The sequence below is a fragment of the Variovorax sp. H27-G14 genome (assembly GCF_046156345.1).
In the GTDB taxonomy this organism is placed as follows: domain Bacteria; phylum Pseudomonadota; class Gammaproteobacteria; order Burkholderiales; family Burkholderiaceae_C; genus Variovorax.
This window is the reverse complement of record NZ_JAYLVN010000004.1, coordinates 1-15,201: the sequence shown is the minus strand read 5'-3', so window position 1 is coordinate 15,201 and position 15,201 is coordinate 1. Positions and strand designations below refer to the sequence as shown.

Here is a 15,201-nt window from a genome sequence, read left to right as displayed (position 1 = left end):
CACGGTTGTCCCGAATGGTGCTAGGACAAGGGCGCGACTGGAGGCATCGATATCACTTGTGTCACCGGCACCGGGGTCAGCAGGCCGAGCAGCGCCGGGCTCACCCGCAGCGGCACGGCCAGCAGGATCTGCCCCATGCCCTTGCCTAGCGGATCGTTGCGCAGCGAGGCCATGCCGCCGCCGCCCAGCGCCTGCTCGCAGACGAAGTTGAAGGCGTCGATGCCCGGCACTTCATGGCGCGTGACCCGGCCCTTGACGAGGTGCGCGAGCCAGTCGGCCACGCGCGCCTCGGTGAGCTGCGCGCGCAGCAGCGGCAGCAGGGCAGGGTGGCGCGCGATGACGCCGATGTTCGATGTGTCGCCCTTGTCCCCGCTGCGGGCCCAGGCGAGGCAGATGAGGGGCACTTCGACCGTGTCCGATGCCAGTGGTGCGGGCAGGCTCGCCGGGGCCTTGGTGGCGGCGGGCTTTGGTGCGTCGGCGTCTTTGCCAACCGGCACTTCGGTGCGTGGCAGCTCGATGCGTTCTCCGTCGACCTGCACGCTGGCCTGCACCTGCGACTTGTCGAGCAGAAACGCGTACTGCCGGATCGACGGCGACACCGACGCCCGCCCGCCGCCCGCGCCCGTGGTGCCGGGCGACCACGAGGTGCCGGCCGGCGCCACCTCGCGCGCGAACAGCTCCAGCGCCTCCTTGCGCACATGCGTTACCGCGAGCCGCAGAACGGCTTCGCGCGTCTGCAGCGCGTGCGCCTGCGCATGTGGTCCGTAGCAAGACTCCGCGCCCAGCACTTCGAGCTGCGTGCCGCTGTAGGGGCCCAAGCCCTGCTGCGCGAACAGCATGCCGGTGCGCGCCAATATCGCCTCGCCCGTGCGCCGGGCCTTGGCCACCGCGTCGAAGCCCACGATGGTGAGCTGCGCCGCGGTCTTGAAGCCGTCGACGTAGGTGGCGCTCACCTTGTAGCTCGCGGTCGGCGCGCGGCCCCGGGCGCCATGCACGCGCACGCGGTGTTCGCCGGCCTGTTCGATGCGCACCTGCGTGAAGTCGGCCGTCACGTCGGGCAGCAGGTAGGCCGCGGGGTCGCCTATTTCGTAGAGCATCTGTTCGGCCACCACCGCTGGGGTGAGCTTGCCGCCGGTGCCCGCGGGCTTGGTGACGACGAAGCTGCCGTCCGCGCTGCATTCGACGATGGGGTAGCCGATGTTGGGCCAGTCGGGCACGGTGTCCCAGTCGGTGTGCAGGCCGCCGGTGGCCTGGCAGCCGCATTCGATGATGTGGCCCGCGAGGCTGCCCGCGGCCAGCAGGTCGAGGTCGCCCGGCTGCCACTTGAACTCGTGCATGAGCACGCCCAGCGTCACAGCCGAGTCCACACAGCGCCCGGTGATGACCACCTGCGCGCCCGCGTCGAGCGCGGCCTGGATGGGGCGCGCGCCCAGGTAGGCGTTGGCGGTGAGCACGCGCTCTGGCAGTGCGGCGCCGCTCTGCAGTTCGCGCAGCGGCGGTTGTGCTTGGCGCAGTTGCGGCAGCAGCGCGGACACGTCGTCGCCGCTCACCACCGCAATCTTCAGCGCAATGCCTTGCGCTGCTGCAAGTGCCGCGAGCGCGTCGGCGCAGCCTTGCGGATTGACGCCGCCCGCGTTGCTCACCACGCGAATGCCTTGGGCCACGACGTCTTTAAGCACGGCCTTCATTGCGACGGAAACGAAGTCGGTTGCGTAGCCCAGCTCGGGCTTCTTGAGCCGCGCGCCCGCCAGGATCGACATGGTGAGTTCGGCGAGGTAGTCGAACACGAGGTAGTCGATCTGCCCGCTGCTCACGAGCTGGGGCGCGCCCACGCTGCTGTCGCCCCAGAAGCCCGATGCACCGCCGATGCGGACGGTGCGTTGCTTGTCGTTGCTGCCGTTGTTGGGGTTCTTGCCGTTGTTGCTCTTGCTGCTCATCGTCCACTCCATTGCGGCTTGCGCTTCTCGCGAAAGGCGCGTTGTCCTTCGGCGGCGTCTTCGGTCAGTGCGAAAAGGCCGATCTGGCTTTCGGTGAAGGCCATCGATTCCTCGAAGGCCATGGTCTCGATCTTCTTCATGGTGTACAGCCCGCGGCGGATGGCGGAGGGCGACTTGTCGAGCAGGCGCGCGAGCAGCCAGTCGACGCTCTCGTCCACGTCGTCGCTCACGCGGTTCACGAGGTTCAGCGCCAGCGCCTGCGCGGCGTCGATGGGCTCGCCGGTGATGCACATCTGGGCCAGCACGCGGCGCGGCAGCAGGCCGCCGAGCACGCTGAGCACCTGCGCGGGAAACACGCCCACCTTCACCTCTGGCAGGCCGAACACGGCCGTGCTGCTGGCCACGGCCATGTCGCACATGGCCATGAGGCCCATGCCGCCGGCCATGCATGCGCCGTTGACGCGCGCAATCAGCGGCACGGTCGACTGGCGCGCCTGGCGAAACAGGTTGGCCATGCCCTGGTAGGGCGCGGCGTAGTCGAACTTGAAGGAGGTGCCGCTCTGCAGGTCGGCGCCCGCGCAGAAGGCGCGCGTGCCGGCACCGGTGAGCACCACGGCGCGCACGGCGGTGTCGGCGTTGGCGCGGGCCAGTGCATTGCCCAGGCCGGCGATGACCTCGGCGTTGAGCGCGTTGCGCCGCTCTTCGCGCGCGATGGTGAGCCACATGACGGGACCGCGCATCTCTTCGCGCAGTTCTTCGCGCAGTTCGCCGGAAGCAGCAGCAGGGGAGGAGGAAGGTAGTTCGGGCATGCGCCTAGCGTCGCCCGAAAAAAAAGCCGCTTCATGCGGCTTGTGGCTGAAGCGGGCCGGGTTTTCCCTGAAAGAGGGAGCCCGGCCGCTTGCGTCTGGCGTGCTTACTTCAGCAGGCCCTCTGCCTTCAGCGCTTCCTGCACGGCGGGGCGTGCACCCACGCGGGCGTGCCAGGCTTGCAGGTTGGGGTAGCCGGAGATGTCCACGCCCGTGGGCTTGGTCCAGTTGGTCACGGTGAACAGGTAGCCGTCGGCCACGCTGAAGGTGTCGCCCATCAGGTACTGCTTGTCGGCCAGTTCGCTGTCCAGCCACTTGAAGCGCGAGGCGAGCTTGTCCTTGAAGATGGTCTTGGCTTCTTCGGGCATGTTCGGGTTGAACAGCGGGCTGAAGCCCTTGTGCACTTCGGTGCCGATGAAGGTGAGCCACTCCTGCAGGCGGTAGCGCTGCAGCGTGCCGGCAGCCGGTGCCAGGTTCTTGGTGGGGGCCAGGTCGGCGATGTATTGCAGGATGGCCGGGCCTTCGCGCAGGCGGGTGCCGTCGTCGAGCTCGAGCATCGGCACATAACCCAGCGGGTTGATGCCGTAGTAGTCGGTGCCGTCCTGCAGCTTGTGGCTCTTGGTGCTGGCCAGCACCGCTTCAACGGCAATGCCTGCTTCATGCAGTGCGATGTGGGGCGAGAGCGAGCATGCGCCGGGCGAGTAATACAGCTTCATTCGAAAGACTCCAATGGATGACGAGATGATTGTTTTGAAAGACCGAAGCGGATGCTAGCGAATTTGCCTGCGTCGCGTTTTTGTCCTACGGCGGCATGCGCGGGGTGACTATCGGGCGCATGAGCACCTTTTTCTAAGCTGCCTGCACGGCGGGAAAGGGTCTTGCCGAAGGAGCATTCGAATGTTGAAGTACGCGATCATTTTTGCGGTGGTCTCGCTGGTGGCAGGTCTGTTGGGCTTCGGTGGCATTGCCGCCGGCGCGGCTGGCATTGCCAAGTTGCTGTTCGGCCTGTTCCTGGTGCTGGCCGTGCTGTTCGTCGTGCTGGCCGCGCTGGGCGTGGGCGCGGTGAAAAAAGCCATCGACTGACCGACGTCCCGAGACGTGAAGACCTGAAGAGGCTACCCCATGCACATCTCGCACATCGACGCGCAACTGGACTACGAAGTTGCCGCGCCGGCCCACATGCTGCTCAACATCGAGGCGGCCAGAGCGGGCGCGCAGGCGGTGGTGAGCGAGGTGCTCAAAATCGAGCCGCCCACCGAGATGCAGGTCTTCTGCGACGAGGGCAGCGGCAACCGGTTCATTCGGTTCGACGCCAATCCGGGGCCGCTGAAGATCAGCTACAAGGCCACGGTGCAGCGCGCCCATGTGCTGGTGCCGCACGACCTGCGCGAGGTGTCGGTCAGCGAGGTGCCCGACGACGTGCTGCACTACATGATGCCCACGCGCTACTGCGAGTCGGACCTGATGTCGCGTTGCGCCCAGCAGCTCTTCGGCGACCTGCCGCCCGGTATCGGTCGCGTGCAGGCGATCGTCGACTGGATCCACGACAGCATTGCCTACGAGCCCGGCAGCAGCAACTCGACCACCACTGCGCGCGAGGTGTTCGTGGAACGCGCTGGCGTGTGCCGCGACTTTGCGCACCTGGGCATCACCTTCTGCCGCGCGCTGAACATTCCGGCGCGGCTGGTGGTGGGCTATGTGTGGTTCGACGAACCGCCGCAGGACTTTCATGCGGTGTTCGAAGCCTGGATTGGCGGGCAGTGGGTGCTGTTCGACCCCACGCGCATGGCACCGGTCGACCGGCTGGTGCGGGTGGGCACGGGGCGCGATGCCAAGGACGTGGCGTTCTGCACGATCTTTGGCAACGTGCGCATGACCGACAAGCGCCTGGTGGTGCGCGAGCTGCAGGACGAGAGCCTGCAACCCTCGAAGGCGCCGCCGCCGACAGGCGCGCTGGTGGGCATCGAAAAGCCCGTGCCAGTGGTGCAAGTGGCTGAAGTCACCGGCTGACAACGTTTGTTTGCTATTAAAAACATAGCAAACTATTCAATACAGGCGAGCGCGAGCGGCCAATTTGGCACGGCCCTCTAGCTTGTCCACACTGCGGGCGCAAGGCGGCACCGGCGATTAAAATTGGCGCCCCCTTTTGCGCCGCGCACGCGTCAGTTGTGCGCCCCCATTTCAAATGCTGTACCCCGAAGAATTCGACGTGATCGTCGTCGGCGGTGGCCATGCCGGCACCGAAGCCGCGCTGGCCTCCGCGCGCATGGGCGCCAAGACGCTGCTGCTCTCCCACAACATCGAGACGCTGGGGCAGATGAGCTGCAACCCGTCCATTGGCGGCATCGGCAAGGGCCACCTGGTGAAGGAGGTCGACGCGCTGGGCGGCGCCATGGCCATTGCCACCGACGAGGCGGGCATTCAGTTCCGAATTCTCAATTCGAGCAAGGGCCCTGCGGTGCGCGCCACCCGTGCACAGGCCGACCGCGTGCTGTACAAGGCTGCGATCCGCCATCGGCTGGAGAACCAGCCCAACCTGAGCCTGTTCCAGCAAGCCGTGGACGACTTGATGGTGGAGGGCGACCGCGTGGTCGGTGCCGTCACCCAGGTAGGCATTGCGTTTCGCGCGCGCACCGTGGTGCTGACCGCGGGTACCTTCCTGGATGGGCGAATTCATGTGGGCCTGGACAACTACCAGGCCGGCCGCGCGGGCGACCCGCCAGCCATCAGCCTGTCGGCGCGCCTGAAGGAACTGAAGCTGCCGCAAGGCCGCCTCAAGACCGGCACGCCGCCGCGCCTGGACGGCCGCACCATCGACTTCTCCAAGTGCACCGAGCAGCCGGGCGACGGCATGCCGGGTGGGGCAGGGCCGATGCCGGTGTTCAGCTTCATGGGCCGCGCCGAAATGCATCCGCGGCAGATGGCGTGCTGGGCCACGCACACCAATGCGCGCACGCACGACATCATTCGCTCCGGTTTCGACCGCAGCCCGATGTTCACCGGGAAGATCGACGGCGTGGGCCCGCGCTACTGCCCGAGCGTGGAAGACAAGATCAACCGCTTCGCGGACAAGGAAAGCCATCAGATCTTTCTGGAGCCCGAAGGCCTGACGACCAACGAGTACTACCCGAACGGAATTTCGACCAGCCTGCCGTTCGACATTCAGTACCAGCTGGTGCGCTCGATGGCGGGGCTGGAGAACGCGCACATCCTGCGCCCGGGCTACGCCATCGAGTACGACTACTTCGACCCACGCGAACTCAAGAGCAGCTTTGAAACCCGCTCGGTGAAGGGCCTGTTCTTTGCGGGGCAAATCAACGGCACCACCGGCTACGAAGAGGCCGCCGCACAGGGCCTGTTTGCCGGCATCAATGCCGCGCTGCAGTGCCGGGGTGAAGAGGCCTGGCTGCCGCGCCGAGACGAGGCTTACCTGGGTGTGCTGGTCGACGACCTCATCACCAAGGGCGTGACCGAGCCGTACCGCATGTTCACCAGCCGCGCCGAGTTCCGGCTGCAGCTGCGCGAGGACAACGCCGACATGCGCCTGACCGAAGCAGGGCGGAAGTTGGGATTGGTGGACGACGCCCGATGGGACGCTTTCAGCCGAAAGCGCGATGTTGTTTCACGTGAAACACAGCGGCTCAAATCGATTTGGGTGAACCCGCGCAACCTGCCGGCGGCGGAGTCAGAGCGCGTGCTGGGCAAGGCCATCGACCACGAATACAGCTTTGCCGACCTGCTGCGCCGGCCCGACGTGAACTACAGCACGCTGATGTCGATGGACGGCGGCAAGTACAGCGCCAAGGAGCCTCTGAGCGACACCGAGATCGAGCAGATCGAGATTTCCGCCAAGTACTCGGGTTACATCGAGCGCCAGCATGACGAAGTGGAGCGTGCTGCCCACTTTGAAAAGCTGAAGCTGCCCGCCGACTTCGACTACGGGCAGGTGAAGGCACTGAGCTTCGAGGTGCGACAGAAGCTGGACAAGCACCGTCCGGAGACGCTGGGTTTGGCTTCGCGCATCTCGGGCGTGACGCCTGCGGCCATCTCTTTGTTGATGGTTCATCTGCGCAAGGGCGGGCACAAGGCGTTTGCCCGCGATGCACAGCCTTCCGACGTCGTCAGCGAAGCCACCACGGAAGCAGCCGCCGCGCCGCAGTCCGCCGAATGACGGCCCCGATCGACACGCTGCGCGCTGGCGCAGCCGCCATGGGCGTGGCCCTGTCCGAGCACCAGGGCGAACAGCTGCTGGCCTATGGCACGCTGATGCTCAAGTGGAACAAGGTCTACAACCTGACGGCGCTGCGCGACCCGGCCAGCGTGCTCACGCACCACCTGCTGGACAGTTTGGCGGCGGTGGGGCCGCTGCAGCGCGAGTGGCCGGGCAAGGAAGGGAAGGGCAAGTTGCTCGACGTAGGCTCCGGTGGCGGCTTGCCGGGCGTCGTCATTGCCATCATGCGGCCCGACCTGGACGTCAGTTGCCTTGATGCGGTGGCCAAGAAGGCGGCCTTCGTGCAGCAGGTATCGGCCGAACTTGCGTTGCCCAATCTGCGTGGGCTGCACGCACGGGTGGAGCTGCTCACGGGCAGCTACGAGGTCATCAGCTCGCGCGCTTTCGCGTCGTTGCCCGACTTCTTCACCGGCTCGATGAACCTGCTGGCGCCGGGCGGCGTCTGGCTGGCCATGAAGGGCAAGGTTCCCAACGACGAACTCGCGGCCTTGCCCCAGGGCGTTGAAGTGTTTCACGTGGAACAATTGACGGTGCCCGGCCTCGATGCCGAGCGTTGCATCGTCTGGGCACGCAAGCCAGCCGCCTGATTTGGGCCGCCACTGGCGTTCGAATCGGTAAAAGAAGCGGCGGCATCGGCAAATGCCGCCGCCGGAACAGCCTTCCCCGCATCGTGCTCGCTTAGACTCGATGCCTCTCGCCGCTCCCTGTTTTTGTCGGTCTTCGTCTGCTCCGGCGCTCTTTTTCGAGGCACTCCCATGTTCGGCATCGCTGACTACGGCGCATTCGTCGCCGCCATCGTCCTGTTTCTCCTGATTCCCGGCCCGGGCAATCTGGCGCTGATCACCTCGACCAGCAAGGGCGGCGTGCGCGGTGGGCTGGCCGCCACGGCCGGGCTGATTCTGGGCGACCAGTGCCTGCTGTGGGCCGCGGTGGCCGGCGTGTCGGCCTTGCTGGCCGCGTACCCGACCGCTTTCAAGGCGGTGCAATGGCTGGGCGCGGGCTACTTGGCATGGCTGGGCCTGAAGATGCTGCTGGCCAAGCCAGGCTCGGCGCCCATCCTCAACATCAAGCCGCGCCACTTTTTGCGCCAGGCCTTCACCATCACCTTGCTGAACCCCAAGGCGATCGTGTTCTACATGGCCTTCTTTCCGCTGTTCGTGGACCCGGCCCGCCATCAGGGCCTGGTCACCTTCGGCGCCATGGCGCTCACCATTGCTGCGCTGACCTTTCTGTATGGGCTGACGTCGACGCTGCTCACGCACTTCTTGGCCGAGCGCATCCGCGCCAATCCCCGTATTTCCACCACGCTCGAAAAGCTGGCCGGTACCTTCCTGATTGCCTTTGGCATCAAGCTCGCCATTTCGCGCTGACCGAACCTCCCGTACTGACATGGCCAAGATTTTCTGCATTGCCAACCAAAAGGGCGGCGTCGGCAAGACCACCACCACCGTCAACCTCGCAGCCGGCCTGGCCAAGGCGGGTCAGCGCGTGCTGATGATCGACCTCGACCCACAAGGCAACGCCACCATGGGTTCGGGCATCGACAAGCGCCAGCTGGAGCTGACGGTGTACGACGTGCTGCTCGAGTCGGCCTCGGTGGCCGAGGCCCGGGTCAAGACCGACAAGCTGGTGGAGGGCGGTTGCGGCTACGACGTGCTGGGCGCCAATCGCGAACTGGCCGGCGCCGAAGTGGAAATGGTGGCCATCGACCGTCGCGAGAAGCGCCTGCGCACCGCGCTGGCCGCGGTGGGTGCGGAGTACGACTTCGTGCTGATCGACTGCCCGCCGTCGCTGAGCCTGCTGACGCTCAACGGCCTGTGCGCCGCGCACGGCGTGATCGTGCCGATGCAGTGCGAGTACTTTGCGCTTGAAGGCCTGACCGACCTGGTCAACACCATCAAGCAGGTGCACGCCAACCTCAATAAGAACCTGCAGATCATCGGCCTGCTGCGCGTGATGTTCGATCCGCGCATCACGCTGCAGCAGCAGGTGAGCGAGCAGCTCAAGTCCCACTTCGGCGACAAGGTGTTCGACACGGTCATCCCGCGCAATGTGCGGCTGGCCGAGGCACCGAGCTATGGCCTGCCGGGCGTGGTGTTCGACCCGGCAGCGCGCGGCAGCCAGGCGTTCATTGCCTTCGCGCAGGAGCTGATCGAGAAGATGCCGCCCGCCAGCGCCTTCGCCTCGGGCGCGGTGGCGCCGCCCATTGCGCCGGTCGAGCGCGTGGCGCCCGACCTGGCCATTCCAGACGACGTGCTGGCGCCTGTGTCTTCGCCAGCCTCCCGCACCAGCGACAACAACGCCTGAAGCCCGCCACTGTTGACTAGTGTGCTATCAAAATAATAGCAAATGACCGCACCCCGCATTCTGCTGCTGCCCGGTTGGCAAAACAGCGGCCCCGGACACTGGCAAACCCTTTGGGAGTCAGCTCACGGCGATCACCGCGTCGAGCAGCATGAGTGGATGCGGCCGTTGCGTGGCGACTGGTCCATCCAGCTCGAAGAGGCCGTGCTGGCAGCGCCCGGCCCGGTGGTCTTCGCCGCGCACAGCCTGGGCTGCATCCTGGTGGCCGCCTGGGCCGCGCATTCGCGCAACACGCACAAGGTGCGCGGCGCGTTGCTGGTGGCGCCCGGCGACCTGGAGCGCGACGACCTGCGCCAGCTGATTCCCGGCTGGGCGCCCATCGTGCGCCAGCCGCTGCCGTTCCCGGCGGTGCTGGTGGCCGCCAACGACGACCCGTACTGCGACGCTGCACGCTCGCGCCAACTCGCGCAGGACTGGGGCGCCCGCTTTGTCGACGCCGGCCCGCGCGGGCACCTGAATGCCGAATCCGGCCTGGGCGACTGGCCCGAAGGACGGCAGCTGTTGAACACAATCTCGACCGAAACGTCGACCGAATTCTCGAAAGACAAGCACTGATGGCGACCAAGAAACCCAAGGGCCTCGGCCGCGGCCTCGAAGCCTTGCTCGGCCCCACGGCCGCACCCGCCGCCGACCACGGCAATGGCGACGGCACATCGGGCTCGCAAGACGGTGGCGCCCAGCGAAATCCGAACACGCTGATGCTCGACCAGATGGTGGCCGGCGTGTACCAGCCGCGCACGCGCATGGACGAGGGCGCGCTGTACGAGCTGGCCGAGAGCATCAAGGTGCAGGGCATCATGCAGCCGATTCTGGTGCGCCGGCTCGATGCCGCATCGGCCGCAGCCAAGAACGCGGAGTTCGAAATCATTGCGGGCGAGCGCCGTTTTCGCGCCGCCAAGCTCGCGGGCCTGGACAGCGTGCCGGTGCTGGTGCGCGACGTGCCCAACGAGGCCGCGGCGGCCATGTCGCTCATCGAGAACATCCAGCGCGAAGACCTGAATCCGCTGGAAGAAGCGCAGGGCCTGCAGCGCCTGGTGAACGAGTTCGGCCTCACGCACGAGCAAGCCGCGCAAGCCGTGGGCCGTTCGCGCAGCGCCGCCAGCAACCTGCTGCGCCTGTTGAACCTGGCCGAGCCCGCGCAGCAGATGCTGATGGCCGGCGACATCGACATGGGCCACGCGCGCGCGCTGCTCGCGCTCGACCGCGGCACGCAGATCACCGCGGCCAACCAGATTGCCGCCAAGAAGATGTCGGTGCGCGAGGCCGAGGCGCTGGTGAAGAAGCTCGCGGCCGAGTTCACGCTCACGCCTTCGCGGCGCAGCAACGACGGCGAGAAGTCGCGCGACCTGCAGCGCGTGGAAGAAGAACTGGCCGACCTGCTCACGGCCGAGGTCGAGGTGCGCATCAAGAAGCGCAGCAAGCGCGGCGGCAAGATCGAAGAGAGTGGCGAGCTGGCCATTCACTTCGGCTCCATCGATGCACTCAACGGATTGATCGAGCGCATCCGCCGAACGGCCTAGAACGAGACGCCGTTTCGAGTGCTATGTCGGGCGTTTGTTTGATTGATTGCTGCAATCCTTTGCGCGTATCCTTCGCGGCTGGATTTGTTAATCAATATCTCTGAATACAGAGGGAGTTCACACATGCAGCTCACCAGGTTCCCGCTTGCGGCCATTGCCGCGGGCGCTTTCTTTCTCACCGGTTGCGCAGCCACCGACATGCAGATGGGCAGTCAGTCTGCCAAGACCATGGCCACGGGCAGCGCCGCAGGCGGCTCCACCTCCGGCGAGAGCAGCCAGCTCGAGCGCTGCGAGTCGCCGCTTGGTACGGTCTCGCTCATCGAGAACCAGAGCGCAGGGTGGTACACCGTGCTCACCGGCGAATACCGCCTGCCCCCCACCGCCAACCTGCTGCGCTTGCTGGTGCAGCAGTCGAACTGCTTCGTGGTGGTGGAACGCGGCGCGGCCGGCATGAACGCCATGACGCGTGAACGCGCGCTGCAGCAGTCGGGCGAAATGCGCGGCGGCAGCAACTTCGGCCGCGGCCAGATGGTCGCCTCCGACTACGGCCTGTCGCCTGAAATCGTCTTCAGCAACAGCGATGCCGGCGGCATCGGCGGCGCCCTCGGCGGCCTGGTGGGTGGCGGCCGTGGCCGTGCCCTGGCAGCCATCGGCGGCAACATGCAAACGAAGGAAGCCAGCGCGCTGCTGACCCTGATCGACAACCGCTCGGGCGTGCAGGTGGCGGCCGCTGAAGGCAGCGCCTCCAAGACCGACTTCGGCGCCTTCGGTGCGCTGGCCGGGCGCAGCGGCGGTGGTGGCCTTGGCGGCTACACCAACACGGCGCAGGGCAAGGTGATTGCCGCCGCGTTCATGGACGCCTTCAACCAGATGGTTCGCTCGCTGCGCAACTACAAGGCGCAGACGGTGCGCGGCCAGGGCCTTGGCGGCGGTGGTCGTTTGGGTGTGGACGGCGGCGCTGCGCCGTCGCAAACTTACGTGCCTGCCGAGAAGGCACCGCCGGCACGTCGGCGCAGCAACAACAACTGAGAACCAGCAAAGCACGGCAACTGCAAAGCAGAAAGCCCGGCGGCTCGAAAGAGCCACCGGGCTTTTTTTATGGGGCAGCCGATTGGCTCAGAGCGCGAAGATCTTGCCCGGGTTCATGATGTTCTTCGGGTCGAGCGCGCGCTTGATGGTGCGCATCATGTCGATGGCGCCAGTGCCCGCTTCGGTCACCAGGAAGTCCATCTTGTGCAGGCCCACGCCGTGCTCGCCCGTGCAGGTGCCTTCGAGCGCCAGCGCGCGGCTCACCAGCGCGTGGTTCAGCGCCTCGGCCTTCACGCGCTCTTCGGGCACGTTGGGGTCGAGCAGGTAGCCGAAGTGGAAGTTGCCGTCGCCCACGTGGCCGACCAGAAAGTAGGGGATGCCGCTGGCGTCGGCCTCGGCCACCGAGTCGAGCAGGCAATCGGCCAGGCGCGAGATGGGCACGCAGGTGTCGGTGGAAATCACGCGGCAGCCCGGGCGCGACTGCACCGCCGCAAAGTAGCTGTTGTGCCGGGCGGTCCACAGGCGCGTGCGTTCTTCCGGCGTGCTGGCCCATTCGAAGGCATTGCCGCCGCGGCCGCTGGCCAGTTCCTGCACCGTCTCTGCCTGCTCCTTCACACCGGCGGGCGAGCCGTGGAACTCCATCAGCAGCATCGGCTCTTCGCGCAGGTTGAGCTTGGCGTAGGCGTTCACCATGCGCACCGTGTTCACGTCGATCAGTTCCACGCGCGCAATCGGCACACCCAGCTGAATGGTCTCGATGGTGGTGCGCACCGCGGCCTCGATGCTGGGGAACGAGCAGATGGCGGCCGACACCGCCTCCGGCAGCGGGTAGATGCGCAGCGTGATCTCGGTGACCACGCCCAGCGTGCCTTCGCTGCCCACCATCAGGCGCGTGAGGTCGTAGCCGGCCGACGACTTCTTTGCGCGCGTGCCAGTGCGGATGACCTCGCCGCTGGAGGTGACCACCTGGAGCGCCAGCACGTTCTCGCGCATGGTGCCGTAGCGCACCGCGTTCGTGCCGCTGGCGCGCGTGGCCGTCATGCCGCCGATGGAGGCGTCCGCGCCGGGGTCTATGGGAAAGAACAGGCCCGTGCTCTTGATCTCTTCATTGAGCTGCTTGCGCGTGACGCCCGGCTGCACCGTGACGGTGAGGTCGTCGGCGTTGATCGACAGCACGCGGTTCATGCGCGACACGTCGATGCTGATGCCGCCTTGCACGGCCAGCAGGTGGCCTTCGAGCGAGGAGCCCGCGCCGTAGGGAATGACAGGCACGCTGTACGTGCTGGCCAGCTTCACCGCATCGGACACGTCCTGTGTGTTCTCGGCAAACACCACGGCCGAGGGCGGTGGTGCGTCGAACGACGACTCGTCACGCCCGTGCTGCGTGCGCACCGCCATGGCCGTGGAACAGTTGTCGGCGAAGCGGGTTTTCAGCGCGTCGATCAGGGCGGCGGGGACGTCGCGCAGATGAAGCTCCGGCATCAGGTGCGAGGTTTGGGTCGGGGCGTTCATCGGGCGTCTCCTGGCAGGTGAGAGTGGATCGTGAAGATCGGGGGGATCGGTCATTTTACGGAGGGCGCACCATAATGCGCTTCGGAAAAACATGAACCCCACCACCCTCAGCGCCCTGGCGGCCTTCCCCTCGCAACTGGAGGCCCACTACGCGGCCATTCCCGCTGCCTTCAAGCATTGGACGCCGCCCTCTTGGGAGGGTGTGCCCAGCGAGGCCTTCACGGCCATCGAGCAGCTCTGCCATGTGCGCGACATCGAGACCGAGGGCTACCACGTGCGCTTTCGCCGCACGCTGGCCGAGACCCATCCCGTGCTGGCCTCCATCGACAGCGAGCCGCTTGCCGCCGAGCGCTGCTACGGCGCGGCCGACGCGGCGAAGGTGCTGGCCGACTTTCGCATGGCGCGCATCCAGACGATGGAAATCGTCTCCAGCCTGAGCGATGCCCAGCTGCAGCGCACGGCGGTGTTCGAGGGCTACGGCCCGCTCACGATGCGCAGCCTCATTCACTACCTCTGCAGCCACGACCAGCAGCATCTTGCGGGCCTGCAATGGCTGGCCGGCAAGATCGACGCGTCGAGCGTCGGCGCATAACTTTCAAAGGAGCCTTCCATGGGCAACCGACTTTCCCAGATCGCCACCCGCACCGGTGACGACGGCACCACCGGCCTTGGCGACAACAGGCGCGTGCCCAAGGACCATTTGCGTGTACATGCGATGGGCGACGTGGACGAGCTGAACTCGCAGATCGGCGTGTTGCTGTGCGAGCCCATGCCAGAGCCTGTTTGCACGCTGTTGGTCGATGTGCAGCACCAGCTCTTCAACCTGGGTGGCGAGTTGTCGATGCCGGGTTTCACGTTGCTGAAGGCCGATGCGTTGCTGCAGCTGGACAACGCGCTGGCCGACCACAATGCCGCCTTGCCGCGTCTGGCGGAATTCATTCTGCCGGCGGGCACGCGCGCGGCCTCGCTCGCGCATGTGTGCCGCACGGTGGCGCGCCGGGCGGAGCGCGCGGTGGTGGCGCTGGGCGCTCACGAACAGCTCAACGATGCGCTGCGGCAGTACCTCAACCGGTTGAGTGACCTGCTGTTCGTGCTGGCGCGTGTGCTGAACCGAATGAACGGTGGTGACGACGTGTACTGGAAGAGCGAGCGCATGGCGCGCGCGGCTGCAGCCGAGGCAGATGCTGAAGGCGACACCAAGGAGGCACCATGAAATTCCAGCGCACTGTTCGTGCATCGTTAGCTTTGGCGATGTGCACGGCCCTGTGGTTGCCGATGGGCGCACAAGCCCAGAGTGCCGACAACCCGCCGAAGGCCCAGCGCGCCCACACCCTCAAGTCACCGTCGCGCAGCGGCAAGGTCGTGGGCTCGGTGCAGCGAGGCACCAATGCAGCGGGCCGTGGTGTCGACCGTGCGGATGCGGCCACGCGGCGTGGGGTCAACAATGTGTCGGAGAAGGCGAGCCGGCCGGTGCGACGTGTGGGCGAGGCCTTTGGTCGCAAGCTCTCGCCGGGGTCCAGTGGGCGTCCTTCTCCACCGGCAGTGGGGCCGCAGGGTAACGCGCCCTGAGTGTGTTGTTGTTGTTCGAGGTGCTGCTGTTTCGTTCAGGGCGCTGCTGTCCAGGGCGACGCTCACGCCGACGGGGTGCCTTGCTCCGCGAATGTCCCCCGCTTCGCTCCTCCTGATATTGTTTCCACCGCTCCCGTAGCGCTGAAGGGAGCCCGTTCGGTGGACCCTGTTCTCCTCCTTGGGTTGTTTAGCCCGCAATAAAGAGTGGGGACCCGGACGGATTCGACGCTGTA

The 15,201-nt window shown here is 66.4% G+C and carries 16 protein-coding genes; 12 read left to right on the top strand and 4 right to left on the bottom strand.

All coding sequences use genetic code 11. From position 1 onward, the window contains the following. Positions 1-20: 20 nt before the first annotated feature. From VLK31_RS12600 to gstA, 3 genes are all read right to left on the bottom strand, one after another. Positions 21-1,937, bottom strand: coding sequence for an acyclic terpene utilization AtuA family protein (locus VLK31_RS12600; protein ID WP_409168750.1), 1,917 nt, complete (start codon positions 1,935-1,937; stop codon positions 21-23). Next, positions 1,934-2,746: an enoyl-CoA hydratase/isomerase family protein gene (locus tag VLK31_RS12595; RefSeq protein WP_409168749.1), complete on the bottom strand. Its 813-nt coding sequence runs from the start codon at positions 2,744-2,746 to the stop codon at positions 1,934-1,936. Before VLK31_RS12595 ends, VLK31_RS12600 begins: the two co-directional genes overlap by 4 nt. 104 nt (positions 2,747-2,850) lie before the next feature. Beyond that, positions 2,851-3,459 carry a glutathione transferase GstA gene (gene gstA, locus VLK31_RS12590; protein WP_409168748.1) on the bottom strand — a complete coding sequence of 203 codons (609 nt, stop codon included), beginning with the start codon at positions 3,457-3,459 and terminating at the stop codon, positions 2,851-2,853. Positions 3,460-3,640: 181 nt separating this feature from the next. Here gstA and VLK31_RS12585 point away from each other — a divergent pair, with 181 nt between their 5' ends. The 9 genes from VLK31_RS12585 (at position 3,641) to VLK31_RS12545 (ending at position 11,887) form a co-directional block, all read left to right on the top strand. Further along, entirely contained in the window at positions 3,641-3,826 is a 186-nt protein-coding gene (locus VLK31_RS12585; protein WP_409168747.1) for a DUF1328 family protein, read from the top strand. A 39-nt stretch (positions 3,827-3,865) separates the two neighbouring features. Continuing rightward, on the top strand, positions 3,866-4,753 hold the full coding sequence (locus VLK31_RS12580) for a transglutaminase-like domain-containing protein (protein ID WP_409168746.1): 888 nt from the start codon (positions 3,866-3,868) through the stop codon (positions 4,751-4,753). A 175-nt stretch (positions 4,754-4,928) separates the two neighbouring features. Beyond that, complete coding sequence (mnmG, locus tag VLK31_RS12575; protein ID WP_409168745.1) at positions 4,929-6,914, top strand: tRNA uridine-5-carboxymethylaminomethyl(34) synthesis enzyme MnmG; 1,986 nt, start codon at positions 4,929-4,931, stop codon at positions 6,912-6,914. Beyond that, positions 6,911-7,561, top strand: coding sequence for a 16S rRNA (guanine(527)-N(7))-methyltransferase RsmG (gene rsmG / locus VLK31_RS12570; protein WP_409168744.1), 651 nt, complete (start codon positions 6,911-6,913; stop codon positions 7,559-7,561). The genes mnmG and rsmG overlap by 4 nt, the downstream gene beginning before the upstream one ends. 168 nt (positions 7,562-7,729) lie before the next feature. Beyond that, positions 7,730-8,344, top strand: coding sequence for a LysE family transporter (locus VLK31_RS12565; RefSeq protein WP_409168743.1), 615 nt, complete (start codon positions 7,730-7,732; stop codon positions 8,342-8,344). 19 nt (positions 8,345-8,363) lie between these two features. Continuing rightward, the gene (locus tag VLK31_RS12560; protein ID WP_409168742.1) at positions 8,364-9,281 is read left to right on the top strand and encodes a ParA family protein; all 918 of its coding nucleotides are present in this window, start codon (positions 8,364-8,366) and stop codon (positions 9,279-9,281) included. Between the two features lie 42 nt (positions 9,282-9,323). Continuing rightward, positions 9,324-9,893, top strand: coding sequence for an RBBP9/YdeN family alpha/beta hydrolase (locus VLK31_RS12555; protein ID WP_409168741.1), 570 nt, complete (start codon positions 9,324-9,326; stop codon positions 9,891-9,893). Further along, positions 9,893-10,858 carry a ParB/RepB/Spo0J family partition protein gene (locus VLK31_RS12550; protein ID WP_409168740.1) on the top strand — a complete coding sequence of 322 codons (966 nt, stop codon included), beginning with the start codon at positions 9,893-9,895 and terminating at the stop codon, positions 10,856-10,858. Before VLK31_RS12555 ends, VLK31_RS12550 begins: the two co-directional genes overlap by 1 nt. A 123-nt stretch (positions 10,859-10,981) precedes the next feature. Next, on the top strand, positions 10,982-11,887 hold the full coding sequence (locus VLK31_RS12545; protein ID WP_409168739.1) for a CsgG/HfaB family protein: 906 nt from the start codon (positions 10,982-10,984) through the stop codon (positions 11,885-11,887). A gap of 87 nt (positions 11,888-11,974) precedes the next feature. Here the strand turns inward: VLK31_RS12545 and VLK31_RS12540 are convergent, their stop codons facing one another. Further along, positions 11,975-13,399, bottom strand: a complete 1,425-nt coding sequence (locus tag VLK31_RS12540; protein ID WP_409168738.1) for an FAD-binding oxidoreductase — start codon at positions 13,397-13,399, stop codon at positions 11,975-11,977. A gap of 91 nt (positions 13,400-13,490) precedes the next feature. Between VLK31_RS12540 and VLK31_RS12535 the strand changes: the two genes are divergently transcribed. Genes VLK31_RS12535 through VLK31_RS12525 form a run of 3 tightly spaced genes read left to right on the top strand, consistent with a single transcriptional unit; the run spans position 13,491 to position 14,968 of the window. Then, on the top strand, positions 13,491-13,991 hold the full coding sequence (locus VLK31_RS12535) for a DinB family protein (RefSeq protein ID WP_409168737.1): 501 nt from the start codon (positions 13,491-13,493) through the stop codon (positions 13,989-13,991). An 18-nt stretch (positions 13,992-14,009) separates the two neighbouring features. Next, the gene (locus tag VLK31_RS12530) at positions 14,010-14,612 is read left to right on the top strand and encodes a cob(I)yrinic acid a,c-diamide adenosyltransferase (RefSeq protein WP_409168736.1); all 603 of its coding nucleotides are present in this window, start codon (positions 14,010-14,012) and stop codon (positions 14,610-14,612) included. Further along, complete coding sequence (locus VLK31_RS12525; RefSeq protein WP_409168735.1) at positions 14,609-14,968, top strand: hypothetical protein; 360 nt, start codon at positions 14,609-14,611, stop codon at positions 14,966-14,968. The genes VLK31_RS12530 and VLK31_RS12525 overlap by 4 nt, the downstream gene beginning before the upstream one ends. Positions 14,969-15,201: the final 233 nt, after the last annotated feature.